This window comes from Sphingomonas sp. (assembly GCF_048595155.1).
In the GTDB taxonomy this organism is placed as follows: domain Bacteria; phylum Pseudomonadota; class Alphaproteobacteria; order Sphingomonadales; family Sphingomonadaceae; genus Sphingomonas_I.
The window spans coordinates 1-19,103 of the sequence record NZ_JBMDXN010000079.1 but is presented as its reverse complement, the minus strand read 5'-3'; the positions used below and the strand labels follow the sequence as shown (position 1 = coordinate 19,103).

The 19,103-nt window shown below is 66.1% G+C and carries 17 protein-coding genes, 1 tRNA gene and 1 pseudogene; 7 read left to right on the top strand and 12 right to left on the bottom strand.

What is annotated here, in order from left to right; translation table 11 throughout:
- From ACOJSI_RS12950 to ACOJSI_RS12940, 3 genes are all read left to right on the top strand, one after another.
- Nucleotides 1-615: alpha/beta hydrolase domain-containing protein (locus ACOJSI_RS12950; protein WP_420138709.1), on the top strand; the 615-nt coding region annotated here is incomplete at its 5' end.
- A 131-nt stretch (nt 616-746) separates the two neighbouring features.
- Nucleotides 747-2,984 (top strand): glycoside hydrolase family 3 C-terminal domain-containing protein, encoded by a 2,238-nt coding sequence (locus ACOJSI_RS12945; protein WP_420138708.1) that lies wholly within the window; start codon nt 747-749, stop codon nt 2,982-2,984.
- Between the two features lie 233 nt (nt 2,985-3,217).
- Nucleotides 3,218-3,487 (top strand): hypothetical protein, encoded by a 270-nt coding sequence (locus ACOJSI_RS12940; protein ID WP_420138707.1) that lies wholly within the window; start codon nt 3,218-3,220, stop codon nt 3,485-3,487.
- Nucleotides 3,488-3,581: 94 nt separating this feature from the next.
- On the opposite strand, the gene ACOJSI_RS12935 is transcribed toward ACOJSI_RS12940, so the two are convergent.
- The 4 genes from ACOJSI_RS12935 to ACOJSI_RS12920 form a co-directional block, all read right to left on the bottom strand.
- A tRNA-Glu gene (locus tag ACOJSI_RS12935) sits at nt 3,582-3,657 on the bottom strand.
- 64 nt (nt 3,658-3,721) lie between these two features.
- Nucleotides 3,722-5,485, bottom strand: a complete 1,764-nt coding sequence (gene recJ / locus ACOJSI_RS12930) for a single-stranded-DNA-specific exonuclease RecJ (RefSeq protein WP_420138706.1) — start codon at nt 5,483-5,485, stop codon at nt 3,722-3,724.
- 226 nt (nt 5,486-5,711) lie between these two features.
- Entirely contained in the window at nt 5,712-6,710 is a 999-nt protein-coding gene (locus tag ACOJSI_RS12925; RefSeq protein WP_420138705.1) for an inorganic phosphate transporter, read from the bottom strand.
- A 141-nt stretch (nt 6,711-6,851) separates the two neighbouring features.
- Nucleotides 6,852-7,967, bottom strand: a complete 1,116-nt coding sequence (locus ACOJSI_RS12920; RefSeq protein WP_420138710.1) for a DUF47 family protein — start codon at nt 7,965-7,967, stop codon at nt 6,852-6,854.
- 192 nt (nt 7,968-8,159) lie between these two features.
- Between ACOJSI_RS12920 and ACOJSI_RS12915 the strand changes: the two genes are divergently transcribed.
- Nucleotides 8,160-8,378: a hypothetical protein gene (locus ACOJSI_RS12915; RefSeq protein WP_420138704.1), complete on the top strand. Its 219-nt coding sequence runs from the start codon at nt 8,160-8,162 to the stop codon at nt 8,376-8,378.
- Nucleotides 8,379-8,467: 89 nt separating this feature from the next.
- Here the strand turns inward: ACOJSI_RS12915 and argE are convergent, their stop codons facing one another.
- Both argE and ACOJSI_RS12905 read right to left on the bottom strand, forming a co-directional pair.
- Complete coding sequence (gene argE / locus ACOJSI_RS12910) at nt 8,468-9,658, bottom strand: acetylornithine deacetylase (protein WP_420138703.1); 1,191 nt, start codon at nt 9,656-9,658, stop codon at nt 8,468-8,470.
- A gap of 208 nt (nt 9,659-9,866) precedes the next feature.
- Complete coding sequence (locus ACOJSI_RS12905; protein ID WP_420138702.1) at nt 9,867-10,634, bottom strand: SDR family NAD(P)-dependent oxidoreductase; 768 nt, start codon at nt 10,632-10,634, stop codon at nt 9,867-9,869.
- An 83-nt stretch (nt 10,635-10,717) separates the two neighbouring features.
- On the opposite strand from ACOJSI_RS12905, the gene pepN reads away from it, so the two are divergent.
- Complete coding sequence (gene pepN / locus ACOJSI_RS12900) at nt 10,718-13,318, top strand: aminopeptidase N (RefSeq protein ID WP_420138701.1); 2,601 nt, start codon at nt 10,718-10,720, stop codon at nt 13,316-13,318.
- Between the two features lie 240 nt (nt 13,319-13,558).
- Here the strand turns inward: pepN and ACOJSI_RS12895 are convergent, their stop codons facing one another.
- The 4 genes from ACOJSI_RS12895 to ACOJSI_RS12880 are packed head-to-tail and all read right to left on the bottom strand — an operon-like array spanning nt 13,559 to nt 17,100.
- Nucleotides 13,559-14,152 (bottom strand): ABC-type transport auxiliary lipoprotein family protein, encoded by a 594-nt coding sequence (locus tag ACOJSI_RS12895; protein ID WP_420138700.1) that lies wholly within the window; start codon nt 14,150-14,152, stop codon nt 13,559-13,561.
- Nucleotides 14,152-15,087 carry an MlaD family protein gene (locus ACOJSI_RS12890; RefSeq protein ID WP_420138699.1) on the bottom strand — a complete coding sequence of 312 codons (936 nt, stop codon included), beginning with the start codon at nt 15,085-15,087 and terminating at the stop codon, nt 14,152-14,154. Before ACOJSI_RS12890 ends, ACOJSI_RS12895 begins: the two co-directional genes overlap by 1 nt.
- Before the next feature lie 7 nt (nt 15,088-15,094).
- The gene (locus tag ACOJSI_RS12885) at nt 15,095-16,000 is read right to left on the bottom strand and encodes an ABC transporter ATP-binding protein (RefSeq protein WP_420138698.1); all 906 of its coding nucleotides are present in this window, start codon (nt 15,998-16,000) and stop codon (nt 15,095-15,097) included.
- The gene (locus tag ACOJSI_RS12880) at nt 15,997-17,100 is read right to left on the bottom strand and encodes an MlaE family lipid ABC transporter permease subunit (protein WP_420138697.1); all 1,104 of its coding nucleotides are present in this window, start codon (nt 17,098-17,100) and stop codon (nt 15,997-15,999) included. Before ACOJSI_RS12880 ends, ACOJSI_RS12885 begins: the two co-directional genes overlap by 4 nt.
- A 173-nt stretch (nt 17,101-17,273) precedes the next feature.
- On the opposite strand from ACOJSI_RS12880, the gene ACOJSI_RS12875 reads away from it, so the two are divergent.
- Complete coding sequence (locus ACOJSI_RS12875) at nt 17,274-17,948, top strand: HAD family hydrolase (protein ID WP_420138696.1); 675 nt, start codon at nt 17,274-17,276, stop codon at nt 17,946-17,948.
- A 193-nt stretch (nt 17,949-18,141) separates the two neighbouring features.
- The gene (locus tag ACOJSI_RS12870) at nt 18,142-18,432 is read left to right on the top strand and encodes a GIY-YIG nuclease family protein (protein WP_420138695.1); all 291 of its coding nucleotides are present in this window, start codon (nt 18,142-18,144) and stop codon (nt 18,430-18,432) included.
- Nucleotides 18,433-18,601: 169 nt separating this feature from the next.
- On the opposite strand, the gene ACOJSI_RS12865 is transcribed toward ACOJSI_RS12870, so the two are convergent.
- Together ACOJSI_RS12865 and ACOJSI_RS12860 are read right to left on the bottom strand one after the other, a co-directional pair.
- Complete coding sequence (locus ACOJSI_RS12865; protein WP_420138694.1) at nt 18,602-18,937, bottom strand: DUF167 domain-containing protein; 336 nt, start codon at nt 18,935-18,937, stop codon at nt 18,602-18,604.
- 16 nt (nt 18,938-18,953) lie between these two features.
- A pseudogene (locus tag ACOJSI_RS12860) lies at nt 18,954-19,103 on the bottom strand (argininosuccinate synthase); the annotation flags it as partial.

Here is a 19,103-nt window from a genome sequence, read left to right as displayed (position 1 = left end):
GATACGATGCGCGCTTTGCTGAAGGCGCTGCGCGACTGGGTCTCGTCCGACAAGGAACCGCCGCCCAGTCGCTACCCGACACTCGCCCAGGGCGATCTGGTCCCGCCGACCGCACGGGCGATGGGATGGCCCGCCATTCCCGGTGCGCCGACCCCGGAGGGGAAGCTCAACAGCTTTCTCGATTATGATTTCGGTCCCGACTTCCATTATGTCGACGTCAGTGGCGCGATCACGCGTCAGCCACCGGCGGTTCGTGAACTTCCCTCGCGCGTCCCGCGCGTGAATGCGGACGGCAATGAAACAGCCGGCATCCCGTCGGTTCAGCTGCAGGTGCCGATCGGCACTTACACCGGCTGGAACGTCCGCCGCGCGGGCTATGGCGCAGGAGGCGGCTGCGGGTTCATTGGCGGCTTCATCCCCTTTGCCAAGACACGCGCTGCCCGCCTGGCGAGTCGCGATCCCCGGCCCTCTCTGGAAGAACGCTATGCCGATCATGCCGGATTCGTCGCGCGCGTCCGCACCGCCGCGGCGGCCCAGCTCCGCAATGGCTGGCTGTTGCCGGAAGATGCGGATCGGATCGTGGATCAGGCGGAAAACAGTGATGTGCTGCGCTGACCCCGACCATATGCGGTCTAGCCGCTGCGGCGTCGGTCCGGCTAAAGAGGTTTTGCGCTATATCCGTCATGAAACGGCGAGGCGCGCGCTGCTTTAGGCAAAGCGTCGCCGTTCAACAGGGGAGAATTGTCATGAAGTCCAGTCTCGCGGCCTTGGCGATCGCCACCGCCACCTTGGTCGTCACGGTCGGTGCGTCGACGGCACCCGCCGCACGCGCCAAGCGCGCCGTGCCGGCGCGGCCATGGATGAAGACGTCGCTGACGCCGGAAGCGCGCGTGGCGCTGCTGCTGCCGCGCATGACCCGTGATGAGAAGCTGACGCTGGTGTTCGGCCAGTTCGCGACCGATTTCCCGCCCAAGCAATTCCGCGCGCCCGCCGGCTCGCGCCTTGGCTCTGCAGGTTATTTGCCGGGTATCCCGCGCCTTGGCATTCCGGCGCAGTGGCAGACGGATGCTGGCATCGGGGTCGCCACCCAGGGCGGCGCGGCCCAGAAGCGCGGACGTACGGCCTTGCCGTCGAACCTCGCCATAGCGGCCACCTGGAATCCGGCGATCGGCTATCAGGGCGGCGCGATGATCGGGGCGGAGGCACGGGCCTCCGGCTTCAACGTCATGCTGGCCGGTGGCGTCAACCTCACGCGTGATCCGCGCAACGGCCGCAACTTCGAATATGGCGGGGAGGATCCGTGGCTGGCCGGCACCATGGTCGGCGCGCAGATGGCGGGCATTCAATCCAACCACGTCATCTCGACCGTGAAACATTATGCGATGAACGATCAGGAAACCGATCGGAATGCCGGCAATTCGGTGATCGATCCGAAGGCCGCGAAAATGTCGGACCTGCTCGCGTTCGAAATCGCGATCGGCAAGGGCGATCCCGGATCGGTGATGTGCGCCTACAACCACGTCAACGGGCCGTGGGCATGCGAAAGCCCGTGGTTGCTGACCGACGTCCTGCGGCGTGACTGGGGCTTCAAGGGCTATGTCATGTCCGATTGGGGCGCGACCCATTCGACCGCGCCCGCCATTGCTGCGGGCCTGGATCAGCAGTCCGGCTATCCCTTCGACGAACAGCCTTATTTCGGTGAGAATCTGAAGAAGGCGCTCGCGGACGGCAGCGTGACCCCGGGGCAGCTCGACACGATGGTGTCGCGCATCCTCTACGCCATGTTCCGGCACGGCCTGTTCGATCACCCGATCCAGGCCGCACCGATGGATCTTTCGCCGGCCATGCTCGCCACCGACAAGGCTATCAGCCAGGCTGCGGCCGAAGAAGGTATCGTGCTGCTGAAGAACGAGCGCCGCCTGCTGCCGTTGGTGGCGTCTGCCCAGAAGATCGTCGTCATCGGCGGCTATGCCGACAAGGGCGTGCTGGCAGGCGGCGGCTCCTCGCTCGTCTATCCGGTCGAGGGCAATGCCGTGCCCGATCTGGAACCCAAGATCTGGCCAGGCCCGATCATGTATTATCCGTCCGCACCGGTCACCGAATTGCGCCGGCTACTGCCCGGCGCGTCGATCACCTTCGTCGACGGCACCGATGCGGCGCAGGCCGCGGCCGCGGCGCGGGGTGCCGACGTCGCGATCGTCTTCGCGAACCGGTGGGAAGGCGAATCGTTCGACGTGCCGCTCGGCCTGCCCGACAACCAGGACGCGTTGATCCGTGCGGTCGCCGACGCCAATTCCAAGACGGTGGTCGTGCTGCAATCCGGTGGCCCGGTGCTCACGCCCTGGGCCGGCAAGGTCGGTGCGTTGCTGGCGGCCTGGTTCCCGGGTTCGGGCGGCGGTGCCGCGATCGCGCGCGTGCTCACCGGTCAGGTCAATCCGTCGGGCCGACTGCCGGTCAGCTTCCCGCGCAGCGCCAATCAGCTGCCCCGTCCGGAGGCGCCGGCCAAGGGCGACGTCATCTATCGCGAAGGCGAACTGGTCGGCTACAAATGGTACCAGTCGCGCCGCGAGACGCCGGCTTTCCCGTTCGGCTTCGGCCTGTCCTACACCAACTTTGGTTATGCCAATCTGCAGGCCGTGGAGAATCGCGGCGCCGTCCGCGTCTCGTTCACCGCAACCAATGGTGGTGCGGTCGCCGGTAAGGCGGTCGGTCAGGTCTATGCGTCGCGGCAGGGATGGCAGTCGCCGATGCGGCTGGTCGGCTATGCCAAGGCGGCGCTGGATCCAGGCCAGTCGCGCACGATGACGGTGGATCTCGATCCGCGTCTGTTCGCCGATTGGGATGAACGCGGCAATTGCTGGCACGTCGCCAGCGGCTCGTATCGCCTGATGCTGGGCGCCTCGTCGGAACAGCTCACCGACCGTGTCAGCGTCGAGCTCAGGGAAGGCGATTTCGGCGGTATCCGGGGCTTCTGCCGCCGCTAGACAACGCTTGGAAAATGGTGTCGCCGCGTTCTGGTGGCGGCACCGTCACCCTATACTTACGCTCGTGAGCGGGGATCGTCCGTAATCAGATGCTGCAGAACGCGTTCCTCTAATACCAGCATGGCGCTCGCGCCGTTGGTGCGCATGATCAGCTGCTGTGCCATCGGCGTTGCCGCCGCGCGTAACGTCTGCTCAAGTTGGCGGAACTCTGATCGTCCTGCACCGCAAACGCCATGCAACGCGCACAGCTGTCACCAATCCAGCACGAACCATTGCAGCAATTGATCGAGTTGCGCGGCGCACCGGCCCGCATCCGCAGAGGCAATCGCCGTCGTCACTTCACTACGCAGATCCCGACCCAGCATTATGACCTGAAGGTAGCGCGCAACCGGGTCGATATGCGCCCCTGCCTGGCCAAGCACGGCCGCGTGGTCGGATATGGGCACGAATATTGGCGGCGCGACGCCATCCGCGTCCACATCGACCGGAGCGTCCGCAGCTGACGCGCCGCACGACGCGCGCGCGCTTGTCGACCATGGGTGGAGGTGCTGTGCCACGAAGGCGCATGCTGCCCAAACTGTCATGCCCGACAGTGGATGGTGACCCCTACGGGAATCGAACCCGTGTTTCAGCCGTGAAAGGGCCGCGTCCTAGACCGCTAGACGAAGGGGCCATCCGGGCGCCCGCTTAGGGGGCGAAGGCCGGGAGGTCAATCGTGGCGAGCGTTTCTTGTGCGATCAATCTGCCCAGGCAGCGTCATCGATGTGCAATTCGGCTTGGGATCCGCCATTCCACAGGTCGATCTTGGCCCGTCCGGCCAGCCACAGGCGGCGGTGCGGGCCCGCCCCCAACAAGGCCTGGCCAAGTTCGCTGTCCGCCGGGCGGAAGGCGATCGTCTTGATCGATTTGCCGTCCTCGCCGGCGACGACGGCGCGGACATGGCCGTTGCCGACGACATCGCATTTGATGACGCGGACGGGCCCCGCCGCCACCCGCGGGCTCGGCCAGCCCGCGCCATAGGGGCCGCCCGCCTCCAGCGCTTCCACCAGCGCCGGCGCCACGCCGCCGCAGCTCAGCACCGCATCGAGCAGGAGCGCGCGGTCGTCGCGGGCACGGGCGACGCCCTCGGCCAGGCGCGCGTCCAGGAAATCGGCGAAGGCATCGATGCAGTCGGCGGCGATGGTGAGGCCGGCCGCCATGGCATGGCCGCCGCCCGCCACCAGCAGACCCATATCCTTGGCCGCCAGCACCGCCGCGCCGAGATCGACGCCGCTGATCGAGCGGCCGGAGCCCTTGCCGACACCCTGTTCGTCCAGGGCGATGACGATCGCGGGCCGGCCCAACTTTTCCTTCAGCCGTCCCGCGACGATGCCGATCACGCCGGGATGCCAGCCTTCCCCCGCAACGACCGCGACGGCACGGTTGCCTTGATGCTGGGCGATGGCCTCGGCGGCTTCCGTGACCGCCGCTTCGATCGCCCTCCGCTCGGCATTGAGCCGGTCGAGTTCGGCGGCGATCTGTTCGGCTTCGCTCTCGCTGGTGGTGGTCAGCAGCCGGACGCCCAGATCCGCCTTGCCGACCCTCCCGCCCGCGTTGATGCGCGGGCCCAGCGCAAAGCCCAGATCGGTGCAGGTCACCGCCTTTACCAGGCCGGCGGCGCGGGCCAACGCCGTCAGGCCGATATTGCGGCCCTGCGCCATCACCTTCAGCCCCTGCGCCACGAAGGCGCGATTGAGGCCTTTCAGCTGGGCGACGTCCGCCACCGTGCCGAGCGCCACCAGATCGAGCAGGTCGATCAGCCGCGGCTCGGGCCGGTCGGCAAACCATCTCCGCGCGCGCAGCGTACGGATCAGGGCCGCGCCGAGCAGGAAGGCGACGCCGACGGCCGCGAGATGGCCGTGCGCCGCCCCTTCTTCCTCATCCAGACGGTTGGGATTCACCAGCGCCAGCGCCTTGGGCAGCGCCGCCGCGCATTTGTGATGGTCGACCACGACCACATCGACACCCTCGGCCGCCGCCATATCCAGCGCGTCGAACGCCTGCGCGCCGCAATCGACCGTCACGATCAGCCGGGCGCCGCCGCGCGCGATCTTGACCAGCGCCTCGCCCGATGGGCCGTAGCCCTCCATCAGACGGTCCGGAATATAGGCCTGCGGGTCCAGCCCCAGCTCCCGCAGCAGCCGGATCAGCAAAGCGGCCGACGTCGCGCCATCGACGTCATAATCGCCGAAGATGGTGACGGCTTCCGTGGCCAGGACCGCTTTCGCCAGCCGTTCGGCGGCGACATCCATGTCACGGAAGATCGACGGATCCGGCATGAAGCCACGGATGGTGGGGGTGCGATGCTGCTCCAACGCATCGCGATCGACCCCGCGCGCCAGCAGCAATTGTGTCACCAGATCGTCGGGCGCGAACCCCGCATCCCGCCGCTCCCCTTCCAACCCGCGCCACCGCCAGGGCTGGCCAAGGATGGAGCGGGATACGGAAAGCACGGGCGTCATGCGGGGCATCCTACAGCAGACGGGGCGCGGCGTGAATCCCGTGCGCTAGAACAGCCCCACCTCCCATCCGCTCATCCTGAGTAGGGACCGAGTAGCTGCACTGCAGCGTATCGAGGGCCCGTATCGAAGGATCCTGGGAATGACGTGCTTCGATACGAGCCCTCGATACGGCCTTGCAGGCCTGCTCGGTCTCTACTCTGCACGAACGGCTTTGGTTCTAAGGTGTTCAAAACAGTCGCGTCAGCTCGTAGAAAGCCGCGCCGACCAGCGCCGCCGCCGGCAGGGTCACGAACCAGGCCACGACGATGCTGGACGCGACGCTCCAGCGGACCGCCGACATGCGCCGCGCCGCGCCCACGCCGACGATCGCGCCGGTGATGGTGTGCGTGGTCGAGACCGGAATACCGCCCAAAGTCGCCAGGAACAGCGTGATCGCGCCGCCCGTCTCCGCACAGAAACCCTGCCGAGGGGTCAGCCGCGTGATCTTCGATCCCATCGTGTGGACGATGCGCCAGCCGCCGACCAACGTGCCGATGCCCATCGCCGCCTGGCAGGAGATCACGACCCACAGCGGGATATGCCATTCGCCGGACAGCATCCCCTGCGAATAGAGGAGCACGGTGATGATCCCCATCGTCTTCTGCGCATCATTGCCGCCATGGCCGAGCGAATAAGCGGCGGCCGAGACGAGCTGGAGTTTTCGGAACAGGCCATCGGCCATGGCAGGCGTCTTGCGCGCGAACAGCCAACTGGTGATCAGCACCATCACCAGCCCTAGCACCAGGCCGAGCAGCGGCGACAGGAAGATGGCAGCGACGGTCTTGCCGACGCCGGACCAGACGATCGCGCCCAGGCCGCCCTTGGCGGTACCGGCGCCGACCAGTCCGCCGATCAAGGCGTGGCTGGAGGAGGAGGGGATGCCAAGGCCCCAGGTGATCAGATTCCAGCTGATCGCCCCCATCAGCGCGCCGAACACGACCTGCGCGTCGATTACGTCCTGCGCGATCGTGCCCTTGCCGATCGTCGACGCGACGCTGTGGCTGAACACCAGGAAGGCGATGAAGTTGAAGAACGCCGCCCAGACCACGGCGACCTGGGGGCTCAGCACGCGCGTGGAGACGACCGTGGCGATCGAATTGGCGGCGTCGTGCAAGCCGTTCAGCAGATCGAACAGCAAGGCGATGCCGATCAGCCCGAACAGCAACATCGGGGCGAGATGCGTCATCGGGGTGCGTCTACGCCAGAATTCGTTCGTGTCGAGCGACGTCGAGACGCGTTTTCACGCGATGTCGAGAAGGCTTCGGCTACGCTCGGCAATGCCCCGCGACTTCGCTCGGGGCGAACGGTTGTGAATTCGGTCTTCATGTCAGGCGTGGTCGAGTACGAGGCCCTGGACCTCGTTGGCGACGTCCTCGAACCGATCGACGACGCGTTCCAGATGCCCGTAAATTTCGCGGCCGACGATGAAGAACATCGGCTTCTCGTCGCCCTCGGCCGCCTTGTACAGGGTCTTCAGGCCGGAATCGTGGATCTCGTCGGCATGGCCTTCCAGCTGCACCAGCCGGGCGGTCAGCTCGAGAATGCGGGTGGCATTGTCGCCGATCGATCGCAGCAGCGGCATCACTTCGGACGTCACCCGCGCGGCTTCGACGATGATGCCGCTCATGTCGCGCATCTGCGGCTGGAATTCGGACAGCTCGTACAGCGTGATCGCCTTGGCCGTGCCGTTCATCTGATCGATGGCGTCGTCCATCGCCGCGATCAACCCGGTGATGGCGGTCCGATCGAACGGCGTGATCAGGATGCGGCGCACGTCCTGCAACACGTCGCGCGTGATATCGTCCGCTTCATGTTCGCGATCGTAAATCTCTTTGACGTGCGCGGCGATGTCGGGGCCGCCCTGCAGCAGGCGCGCAAGCGCATCGGCGCCGGCGACGAGCGTCGCGGCGTGATCTTCGAACTGGTCGAAGAAACGGCCCTGTTTGGGCATAAGCGCCTGGAACCAGCGCAACATTGGCAAATACTCCCCTTGTCTGCGCGCCCATGACAACAACCGCTCGCGCCGTCCAGTAGGACGCAACGGCGCGCGGAACCCCTCGATAAGCCGACCGAGGTCGGGTTCGTCCACGGCCGCGGCCGCGCTGGGCAGATCGAACCATTGCGTTTCGCGCTCATCCTGCTCCGGCCATTCGTCCGCCTGACCGGTCACGGCCAAGGGAAAAAGGGCCACCGTGGCGCGCTTGATCTGTCCGCTGCGTCGCTTCTTCAGATACCGGTATTGGCCAAGCGGGGTGGGGCAAGCGATGCCGCTGACGCCCGCTTCCTCGAACGCTTCGTGCGCCGCGGCTTCATGGCTCGCCAGGCCGCGGATCGGATTGCCCTTGGGCACGACCCATCGCCGCGTCTCGCGGCTGGTGATCAGCAGCACGCGCACGGCGCCATTGTCATCGGTCTTGTAGGGAAGGGCGGCAATCTGTCTGATAGGGAAATTCTCCTGCGACAGCCTTACCTTATCATGGTCGTTTTGGGAATTTACTCAACAAAGTTGGTCCCCAGCCAACATCCGGACAAGTTTTCGGATGTAGGAAGGATTCCGCCGCACCCGCTGCACGCAATGAATTGCGGGCGATGATGCCGCATGCTAGCTGCTATCGCACAGGTGGGAGGATTCAACGTGGACCAATCGGCTGCTTATAATGCGGGGGTGGGCGTTGGCTTCCTCCTGTCACTTTTAGTGATCTACGGTGTAATTTTTGCCGTTGGGCTATTGATTTCGCGTTGGCTGACCAGAAGGCGGGGCGACGGGCGCAAAGTGCGCTGGCCGCTCTGGATCGCGATTGCGTTGATCGCGCTGATGCTGTTGGGGCAACTGGCCTCGATGGGACACGGCTAACCCATATCCTCAGCGACTACCGCAGTTAGGCTCGCTTCCTGCGAGCTTAACTGTGCCTGCCGCTGCGCTATTGGCGCTGGCAAGGCGCCTCAATCATTCCCAGCCAGCATGTCGGCCAGCCGCAGCATGAAGGCCGCACCTCGTTCCATCTGCACGCGCTCGACATATTCGTTAGGCTGATGGGCCTGCTCGATCGAGCCGGGGCCGCAGATCACGGTGGAGAAGCCCGCTTCCTGAAATTGCCCGGCTTCGGCGGCATAGGCCACCACCCGCGGCGGCCCATTGTCGCCCGCCAGCCGTCGTGCGATCCGCTCAGCCGCACCATCGGGCTCCGGCGCGAAGGCGGGCGTCAGTGAGCGCCGTACCACCGCCACGCCGGCGTCGGCGAAGCGGGCTTTCATCTCGGCATCCAGCGCTTGTGCTTCAGCCAGGAAGGGGGCCAGGATGGCCTGCGGATCTGTCCCGGGCGGGCAGCGCAGATCGAACACGAACACGCATTGTCGGGCGAGGATATTGACGGCGGTTCCGCCATTGATCTGGCCGATCGTCAACGTCGCATGTTTTGGCAGGAAAGGAGACGCGGGATCGGCCTGTTGCTCCAGCCGCGCGGCAAGCTCGCTCAGGCTGTGCATCAACCGGATGGCGGCCATGTTCGCCGACAGACCCAGATGCGTCAGGCTGGAATGCGCCTCATGCCCCGTGACGGTAACGTAATAAGACGTGATGCCCTTATGGCCGTGCACCACCTCCATCCTAGTCGGCTCGCCCACGATCACCGCATCGGGACGAGGGAGGTGGCGGGCGATTTCCGCAATCATGGCCGGCGCTCCCAGGCATCCCACCTCTTCGTCATAGGAGAAAGCGAGGTGGATCGGCCGCCGCAGACGATCGCGCTCGGCGAAGAACGGCGCGGCCGCGAGCGCGAGCGCCAGGAACCCCTTCATGTCGCACGTGCCGCGCCCATAGAGGCGGCCGTCCTTTTCGGTCAGTGTGAACGGATCGCTCGTCCAGGGTTGGCCGTCGACCGGAACCACGTCGGTATGGCCGGACAAGACGACCCCGCCGGCGCTGGCGGGACCAAGCGTGGCATAGAGGTTCGCCTTGCTGCCATCCGCGTTGGGGACGCGCGTCGCGGTCACACCCAGCCTGTGTAGCCGGTCCTCGACAAAGGCGATCAGCGCCAGGTTGGAGTCACGCGATGTGGTATCGAATGCGACCAGACGGGCGAGCAGGGCGATCGCGTCGGCGGCAAGGCTGTCGACAGAGGGGAGCGGGGTCATCGCGCCACGCTAGGCGCTGCCGCCGTTCAGGAGAAGCGGTTGACCGCGATACGCGATCAACCGTTGCGGGCGGGACGATCGGCCATCTGGCCGGAAGCCACCACGCTTTGGCGTGGCGGAGCGATTCGGACTCGACCGCACCGGTGAGGGGCGTAGCATGGCCTTGCGCGCACCGACCGCCGACTCCCCGGCCGGTGCGCGCACGGCCTTATCCAGCCGCGAGAATTTCGCGCAAGCCTTCGCGATAGGTGGGATGAAGCGGGCGCCAGCCGAGCAGGCGGTGGGCTTTGCCGTTGGCGACGCGCCGATTCTCCCCGTAAAAGGCGCGGGCTGCAGGCGAGAGGTTGAGCGCTTCCATCGGCCGCAACGGCGGCACCGGCAGCCCAAGCAAATGGCAGCCATATTCCACCACGTCATTCTGCGGCGCGGGCAGATCATCGGCCAGATTATAGACGCCGGCTGGACCACGATCGAATGCGGCCAGCACGCCGCGCACGATATCGTCGACATGGACGCGGCAGAAAATCTGATCGGGCAGATCGATGCGGTGGGCCTGGCCTGCGCGCACCCGGTCAATCGCGCTGCGGCCGGGGCCGTAAATGCCCGGCAAACGGAAGACGCGCGCGCCGATCGCCTGCCAGGCGCGGTCGGCGGCGACCCGCCCGCCCCGCCGGCCCGTCAGCGCCGCGCTTTCATCGGTCCAGGCGCCCGCAGTATCGCCATAGACGCCGGTGGAGGACAGATAGCCAATCCACCCCACCTCCCGGATCGACGTCTCATACAAGGCAAGGATCGGATCGGCCTCTTCGCTGGGCGGTACGGTCGAGATGACATGGGTCGCGGCGCCGAGTGCAGCGCGGACCGCCTCGGGGGCGGCATCCCGTCCGACCATATCGACCACGAAGGCGCCCACGCTTGCGGCGGCGGCGATGCGCGTGCCGGTATAGCCGGCCCCGAACAAGACAAGACGTGCCATGCCGCCGATGTGGCCGATCCGGCTCGCTTTGGCCAGCGCCGGCAAAGCTGGAATCCGGCCTCCATCCACCATAGATGCGAAGGATGGACGCCCTTGCCACTGCTGCCGCCGCCCCGCTCGCTCCGATCCGGCGTGAGGATTATCGCCCGCCCGAATGGCTGGTGCCGGATGTAGCGCTCGATGTCCGGCTCGATCCGGAAGAGACGCTGGTCACCGCCCGGCTGACGGTGCACCGGAACGGCGCCCATAGCCAACCGCTGCGGCTGAATGGCGAAGGCCTGCGGCCGTCTCGCGTCACCATCGATGGTGCGGAGCTGCACGATGCCTGGCGGATGGATGGCGCCGATCTGGTGATCGATTTGCCCGGCGACGATCATCTGATCGAGACGCAGGTTGCGATCGCGCCATCGGCCAACACCAAGCTGATGGGCCTGTATGAGTCCAACGGTCTGCTGTGCACCCAGTGCGAGGCGGAAGGCTTTCGCCGCATCACCTTCTTTCCGGATCGTCCCGACGTGCTCAGCCGCTATGCGGTGCGGATGGAGGCGGACAAGGCGCGCTTCCCGATCCTGCTTGCCAATGGCGATCCTGTGGAAAGCGGCGATGCCGATGGCGGGCGCCACTTCGCCGTCTGGCGCGATCCTTTCCCCAAGCCCTGTTATCTGTTCGCCCTCGTTGCAGGCGATCTGGTCGCCAACCGCGATACCTTCACCACCCGCTCGGGCCGCGACATCGCCCTTGGCATCTGGGTGCGCGAGGCGGATCTTCCGAAAACCCATCACGCCATGGACGCGCTGAAGGCCTCGATGGCGTGGGACGAGCGCGTCTATGGCCGCGAATATGATCTCGCCATCTTCAACATCGTCGCGGTGAGCGATTTCAACTTCGGCGCGATGGAGAATAAGGGCCTCAACATCTTCAACTCGCGCTACGTATTGGCCGATGCCGACACCGCGACGGACGCGGATTTCGACGCGATCGCCGGCGTCGTCGCGCACGAATATTTTCACAATTGGTCGGGCAACCGCGTCACCTGTCGCGACTGGTTCCAGCTGTCGCTGAAGGAAGGCTTCACCGTCTTTCGCGACCAGGCATTTTCGGCCGATCAAGGCTCGCCCGCGGTCAAGCGGATCGAGGATGTGCGGGCGCTACGCGCCGCCCAGTTTCCGGAGGATGCCGGCCCGCTGGCCCATCCGATCCGTCCCGAATTCTATATCGAGATCTCGAACTTCGACACCGCGACGGTCTACAATAAGGGCGCGGAGATCATCCGCATGCTGCACAGCATCCTGGGTGAGGACGGCTTCCGCGCCGGCACGGATCTGTATTTCGATCGCCATGATGGCCATGCCGCGACCTGCGAGGATTTCGTGGTGGCGATGGAAGACGCGACCGGCGCCGATCTCACGCAATTCCGACTCTGGTACAGCCAGGCCGGCACGCCGCGGGTCAAGGCGTCGCTGGAGCATGACGCGCCCGGCGGGCGCGCGCGGCTGAAGCTCGAGCAATTCGTACCGCCGACGCCCGGTCAGCCCGACAAGCAGCCGATGCCGATCCCGCTGCGCGTCGCTTTGCTGGGCGAGCGGAGCGGCCGCGCGGTGGCAGCCGAGCAACTCGTCATGCTCGATGCGACGAAGAGCGAAGTGTTGTTCGACGGACTTGCCGAAAGGCCGGTCCTGTCGATCAATCGCGGCTTCTCCGCACCGATCGTGCTGGAGAGCGATCGCAGCCCGGCCGAGCTCGCCTTCCTGTCGGCGCATGATGACGATCCGTTCGCGCGCTATGAAGCGATGCAACAGCTGATGCTCGACACGCTGATCGCGGGCGTGACGCTCGGGAAGGCGGATCATGGCCCGGTGCTGGAGGCAGTCCGCAACACGCTGACCGATCCTGCGCTCGATGCCGCGTTCAAGGCCGAGGCGGTGTTGCTGCCGGCCGAAGCCCTGATCGGCGATCAGCTGGCGGAGGTCGATCCCGATAAGGTGGCCGAGGTGCGGGATGCGCTGCGGGCGGCGATCGGGACGACCATGATCGACGGCTGGCGCGATGCCTATGCCGCCCATCACGCCAATCGCTACGAATATACGCCGAGCGCCAAGGGTGCGCGCCGCCTGCGGACGGTGGCGCTGGGCTATATCGCCGCGGCAGAGGCCGAAGACGCGGCGCGGCTGGCCTATGACCAGTTCACCGGTGCCGACAATATGACCGATCGCCAGGGCGCGCTGGGCGTGCTCGCCAATGGCGATTCACCGGAACGCGAACAGGCGCTGGCGCAATTCTACACGCGCTTCCGCGACGACGCGCTGGTGCTCGACAAATGGTTCAGCGCGCAGGCGTTGTCGCTGCGCCCCGATACGCCGGCGGCAGTGCAGAAACTGGTGCAACATCCCGATTTCACGCTGACCAATCCCAACCGCATGCGATCGCTGGTCGGCGCGTTCGCCGCCAATCAGCGCGCGTTCCATGATCTGGCGGGTGGCGGCTATCGCTTCCTGGCCGACATGATCCTGGCGGTCGATCCCAAGAACCCCCAGAGCGCCGCGCGCCTGGTTGCCGCCCTCGGCCGCTGGCGCCGCTACGAACCGACCCGCGCGGCGGCGATGCGCGAGCAGCTGGAACGGATCATGGGCACGCCCGGCCTGTCCAAGGATGTCGGCGAGCAGGTTTCGAAAAGCCTGGGCTGATCGGTCTGGCCCGGCAAGCGGCAGGGCAAGGGAACAGTTCCGTGGAGGCCAGCCTTCAGCGTAGGCTGAACTTTATCCTGAGCGCCTGCCTTGCAGGCAGCCGAAGGGCTGGCATGACGATGACCCGCAACGTCTGCCCAAACAACCCCCGTCACCCCAGCGAAGGCTGGGGTCCATGAAGCGTCTCGCGAGCTATGCCGTCAAAGTCGCGGTGGCACCATGGGTGGGCACCCAGCCAGCCTATCGGCCAATCCAGTCCGCCACGTCGCCGGCCACCTGATTGGCGGCCTGGTTCAGTGCGGCCGCGACCACGTCCGGCTGTTCCGACGCCACCGGCACCCGGGCGGAGAAGCGGCGGCTCTGGATGCTGTCGCTGCCGGTGCGGGCGATGGTGCCGTCGAACGTCACCACTACCGCGCGTCCGGGGCCATCCAGCCCGAAGGCGGACAGCTGGCCGGATAGGCGGGTATCGGGCTGGATCGCCAGCAGGCGCGGATCGGGCACGACCCGGCCGGTACGCACCGTGATCGTCTCCGCCACCAGCGAACGGAACAAGGTCGCCGGCTGCGACGCCCACAGGCCACCCTTCAGATAGGCGACGGCGGTCGGGCCGTCGGTGACGAGCACGCGCTGGGTGCCGAGCTGCGGGATCGCGCTGAACGGCGCGACCGCAACGGCGCGGTTGTCGGCTGCCGTGATCGCCGGCCCGGGCGCGAGCGGCGTGGTCGCGGAGAGCGACATCAGCCGGGGCGGCGGCTTCGGGCTGAAGCTGATGCAGCCGGCCAGCGGCAGGGCGGCGGCGAGCGCCAGCAGAGCGAGCTTCGGTTTCTGCATCACTTCCTCGGCTTGTAATCGGGGAGCTTGGGAGCGCCCAGCAGGCCGCCGGCGCCCCCATTATCCAATTTGCTGGAGACGGCCGACAGTGCCGCCGCGGTTTGGCCCAGATCGCGAATCAGCTGGTTCACGGCCGGGATCGTCTGCGTCGACAGCGCCTTCAGCCCCGGCTTGGCATCGGTGATCGCCGAGTCGAGATTGGCCATGCTGTGCTTGGCGCTGGCCACCGCATCGTTCAGATTGGCGAGCAGCGGCTTCACGTTGCTGTTGGTCGTATCGGCCAGCTGACCCCACTTCTCGGCCGCGTCGCCCGCCTGCTTGATCGCGACATGCGCGTCCGCCAGCGTCGCGGCGATATCTCCACTGCGGTTGGCCAGCGCGCCCGAAATCGTGTCGAGATGCGCCAGGATATTGCTGATCGAACGCTGGTTCTGCGGGTTGAGCAGGTCGGTCAGCCGCTCGGTCAGGCTGCTCAGCCGATCCAGGAGAGCGGGCGCATTATTGAGGAGCGCGCCCAGGCCGCCCGCCTTGGGTGGGATGAGCGGCAGGCCGAAGGGGCCGGGCTGATCGATCGGCGGCGCACCGGTGACGGCGCCGTCCAGGTTGATCTCCGACACGCCGGTAAAGCCGACGCCGGCGATGGTGGCGGTGGTACCCTGCAGGATCGGCGTGTCGCGCTTCACGGCGATCCGCACCCGAACCAGTTCGGGCTGGTCGGGCATGACGACGATCTCGTCGACCTTGCCGACCGGCACGCCGGAGAAGGTGACGGCCGAGCCCTTGGCCAGGCCGTCGACCGACGTCTTGAACAGGATGTCGAACTTCTTGTCGTCGCTGCCGCCGAAGCCGGCGAGCCACACGGTGAAGGCCAGCGCGATCGCGATCAGCGCCAGCACGACCCCGCCGACAAGGACATGATTCGAGCGGTTTTCCATCAGCGTATCACGCCCCCATATCCTTCACCGCAGAGTCGCCGCCGGCGGAGTCCATCGCCGCCCGGCGTCGCTTGAGATTTTCAGCCGGATCCTGTTCCGCCTGGCGATCCGCCGCGGCCTGCGCGACGCGTCCGCGCGGGCCGTTGAAATATTCCTGAATCCACGGATGGTCCAACGCCAATAATTCCGGGATCGTTCCGACCGCCACGACCTTGCGATCCGCCAGCACCGCGACCCGGTCGCAAATGGCGTGGAGCGTGTCTAGATCGTGCGTGATCAGGAAGACGGTGAGGCCCAAAGTTTCCTTCAGGCTCTTGATCAGATCGTCGAAGGCGGCCGCACCGATCGGATCGAGCCCGGCGGTGGGCTCGTCCAGGAACAGCAGCTCCGGATCGAGCGCGAGGCTGCGCGCGAGGCCGGCGCGCTTGCGCATGCCGCCCGACAGTTCGGATGGAAATTTCGGCCCGGCATCGGGCGGCAGGCCGGTCATCGTCACCTTATAGGCGGCGATTTCGTCCAGCAGGGTGGGCTCCAGGCGGGGAAAATATTCCCGCAGCGGCACCTGCACATTTTCGGCCACGGTCAGCGTCGAAAACAGCGCGCCGCCCTGGAACAGCACGCCCCAGCGCCGGCGCACGTCGCGCGCTTCCGTGTCGTCGCGGTCGATCATCGGCTCGCCGAACACCTCGACCTCGCCCGCCTGCGGCTCCTGCAAGCCGATGATGGAGCGCATCAGCACCGACTTGCCCGTGCCCGATCCGCCGACGACGCCCAATATCTCCCCGCGCCGCACGTCCAGGTCCAGCTTGTCGTGGACCACCTGGTCGCCAAAGCTGTTGGTCAGCCCGCGCACGCAGATAACGGTTTCGCCCTTGGCGGACCGGGCCGGGTTCGTGCCGCTCTGCGCGTTCATATCCACCCGATCGCTGCGAAGAAGACGGCGAAGAAGGCATCCAGCACGATCACCAGGAAGATCGACTGCACGACGGCGGCGGTGGTCCGCAGGCCGACCGCCTCGGCATTACCCTCGACCTGCATGCCCTGGAAACAACCCGCGGTCGCGATGATCAGCCCAAAGACCGGCGCTTTCAGCAGCCCCTGCAACAGATCGGTGATCGGCACGACTTCCCGCAGCCGTGCGATGAAGGTGACGGGCGGAATGCCCAGCGACAGCCAGCAGAACAGGCCGCCCCCTATCAGCCCGATCATGGCGGAATAGAAGGCCAGCAACGGCATCATCGTCACGCCCGCCAGGATGCGCGGGATTACCAGCGCCTCCATCGGCGCGACGCCGATCGTGCGCATCGCATCCACTTCTTCGGCCAATTTCATCGAACCCAGCTGCGCGGCGAAGGCGGAGCCGGATCGGCCGGCAACCATGATCGCCGTCATCAGCACGCCCAGCTCGCGCAGGTCGAGCCGCCCGACCAGGTTGATCGTGAACACTTCGGCGCCGAACTGGCGCAGCTGGATCGCGCCCTGCTGGGCGATGACGATGCCGATCAGGAAGCTCATCAGGCCGATGATGCCAAGCGCGTCGACGCCGACCACCTCGAACTGGCGGACGACGGCGTTCCAGCGGAACCGGCGCGGATTGCGCACCAGATGCCAGACGGTGATCATCACGGCGCCGAAAAAGCCGACCAGGCCGACGAGCGTGGTGCCGGATCGTGCCACCGCCTCGCCCATATGGCCCAGCACGCGTTTGAAGCCGGGCAGGGTGTCGGGCCGGATCTTCAGCGGCTGATCCGCCGCGGCAACCTGTTCCAGCAGATGCGCCTGATCGGGATTGGCGCCGTCGATCGCGATATCGCCGTCTCGCGCGATGCGGTGGACCAGCCAGGCGCCGACCGTGTCCATCCGCTCGACCGGCGCCAGATCGATCGTGTCGGGCGATGCCTCCAGATCGTCCAGCCGCTGCGGCAGCTGGCCCAGCCGCGCAAGCGTCAGCGATCCGGAAAAGCGGAGCGTCTTGCCGTCGTCTGATAGCTGATAATCGGCGGGTGCGCTCATATGTGCCAGACTATTGGACGCACCGTAAAGCGCAACCGGCCGTTTCAGAGCCACAGCCGGCGGCGTTTACGGAAACGTAATGTTCCTTGTTGGCCCTTGCACCGGCGCATCGGTTCGTGTCGAGCGAAACCGCAGTCGGCGCTATGGATCGGCGCAGGAGAATGTACCCGCCGATGATGGAACTTGCGATTTATGACATGGACCGCACGGTCACGCGCACCGGCACCTATACGCCATTCCTGCTTCATGCAGCCAAGGCGCTGAATCCGCTGCGCCTGGCGCTGGTGCCGCTCGTACCGCTGACGATGGGCGCCTATGCCTTGCGGCTGATCGATCGCCGGCGGCTCAAGGAATGGAATCAGCGCCTGCTGATCGGCGGCGCAGTGCCGCGTCTTCGGCTGGCGCCCACCGTCGATGCCTTCGCCGATCTGGTCATCCGGACGAACATTCACCCCGGCGCCGTGCGTCAGATCGATGAGGATCGCGCCGCCGGCCGCCGACTGGTGCTCGCGACTGCCTCCTACCGCTTCTATGTCGAGGCGATCGCCGCGAAGCTGGGCTTCGACGATGTCATCGCCACCGGCAGCATCACCGGCCTCGACGACATCATCCACGCGAAGATCGACGGCGAGAATAATTACGGCCCTGCCAAATTGCGCCTGATCAAGGCCTGGATGGAGAAACAGGGTCTCGCCCGCGACAAGGTGAAGGTGCGCTTCTACTCGGATCACGTGTCCGATTGGCCGGCGATGGAATGGGCTGACACCGCCGTGGCGGTAAACCCGAGTCGCGGCCTGCGCCACATGGCCGCCAAACGCGGCTGGGAGGTCGTCGACTGGGGGTTTTGAGGGGCGGCTGCGTTCCGTCCCATCAAATTTCGGGCAAGCTTCACGGTCCGTGGACCCCAGCCTCCGCTGGGGTGACGAAGCTTCCTTTACGTCATGCCAGCCCTTCGACTGCCTGCAAGGCAGGCGCTCAGGATAAACTTCAGCCTACGCTGAAGGCTGGCATCCACGAACCTTTCCGCGCACCCTGCCGCCGATGAAACCCGGCTACGTCTACATTATGACCAATCGTCCGAACGGCACGCTCTACATCGGCGTGACGGCGGATATCGCCGCGCGGGTCACGCAGCACCGGTCCGGGACGGGCGCCGACTTCTGCAAGCGCTATGATCTGACACAACTTGTCCATGTTGAGCCCTACCCCACCATCCAGGAAGCGATCGCCCGCGAAAAGGCGATGAAAGCCTGGCAGTGCAGCTGGAAGCTCAAGCTCATCTCGTCCGCCAATCCCGATTGGGATGATCTTTATCTGACCCTGAACACATGACCACGAATTGAGTCGGTTGCACCTCTCAACCGTCATCCCAGCGAAGGCTGGGATCCATGTCGCTCCCCACCAGCGGTGCAGCGCGTGTCGCGGTCCGTGGACCCCAGCCTGCGCTGGGGTGACGTTCCTTTTTAATAGGCTGGCACACACGCTCGGGTCGAATCGCTCTTCAGCCCCCGTCGCCATCCACCAGTGCGGCCAGCGCCCCAGCCAAGCCGGCCGCATCCCCGTCAATCTGCACAATCTTCAGGCGTCCCGTGCTGCCGCTGCGCACGCTGACGGCGCTGCGGGAAACGCGTAACTGCTTGGCGAGCCACGCGATCAAAGCCCCGTTGGCGGCACCGTCGACCGGCGGAGAAGCAACGCGGACCGCCAGCGCAGGCCGGCCATCGGCTTGCAGCTGGATCCCGACGATCTGGGTGCGGGCGGCCCGCGGCGTCACCTTCACCGCGAGCAGCACGCCGCCTTTCGCCGCCGTCCAGGGGACATGCGGCGTGTCGCTCATCTTCGTGAGGCCGGGTTCAGCGCCCGTCGCGGCGGCCGAGCAGGCGCAGCCGCAGCGCGTTGAGCTTGATGAAGCCCGCCGCGTCGCGCTGGTCATAGGCGCCCTGATCGTCCTCGAACGTCACGACCTTTTCGGAATAAAGCGAGAAGGGCGATTTGCGCCCGGT

Bases quoted from the DNA above. Each gene is read 5' to 3' on its own strand.
- ACOJSI_RS12870 (WP_420138695.1), top strand. From the start codon at position 18,142: ATGAAACCCGGCTACGTCTACATTATGACCAATCGTCCGAACGGCACG.
- argE (WP_420138703.1), bottom strand. From the start codon at position 9,658: ATGACCCCGCTCCCCTCTGTCGACAGCCTTGCCGCCGACGCGATCGCC.
- ACOJSI_RS12945 (WP_420138708.1), top strand. From the start codon at position 747: ATGAAGTCCAGTCTCGCGGCCTTGGCGATCGCCACCGCCACCTTGGTC.
- ACOJSI_RS12890 (WP_420138699.1), bottom strand. From the start codon at position 15,087: ATGGAAAACCGCTCGAATCATGTCCTTGTCGGCGGGGTCGTGCTGGCG.
- ACOJSI_RS12905 (WP_420138702.1), bottom strand. From the start codon at position 10,634: ATGGCACGTCTTGTCTTGTTCGGGGCCGGCTATACCGGCACGCGCATC.
- ACOJSI_RS12875 (WP_420138696.1), top strand. From the start codon at position 17,274: ATGATGGAACTTGCGATTTATGACATGGACCGCACGGTCACGCGCACC.
- ACOJSI_RS12925 (WP_420138705.1), bottom strand. From the start codon at position 6,710: ATGACGCATCTCGCCCCGATGTTGCTGTTCGGGCTGATCGGCATCGCC.
- ACOJSI_RS12865 (WP_420138694.1), bottom strand. From the start codon at position 18,937: ATGAGCGACACGCCGCATGTCCCCTGGACGGCGGCGAAAGGCGGCGTG.
- ACOJSI_RS12885 (WP_420138698.1), bottom strand. From the start codon at position 16,000: ATGAACGCGCAGAGCGGCACGAACCCGGCCCGGTCCGCCAAGGGCGAA.
- ACOJSI_RS12940 (WP_420138707.1), top strand. From the start codon at position 3,218: ATGCAACGCGCACAGCTGTCACCAATCCAGCACGAACCATTGCAGCAA.
- recJ (WP_420138706.1), bottom strand. From the start codon at position 5,485: ATGACGCCCGTGCTTTCCGTATCCCGCTCCATCCTTGGCCAGCCCTGG.
- ACOJSI_RS12895 (WP_420138700.1), bottom strand. From the start codon at position 14,152: ATGCAGAAACCGAAGCTCGCTCTGCTGGCGCTCGCCGCCGCCCTGCCG.
- pepN (WP_420138701.1), top strand. From the start codon at position 10,718: ATGGACGCCCTTGCCACTGCTGCCGCCGCCCCGCTCGCTCCGATCCGG.
- ACOJSI_RS12880 (WP_420138697.1), bottom strand. From the start codon at position 17,100: ATGAGCGCACCCGCCGATTATCAGCTATCAGACGACGGCAAGACGCTC.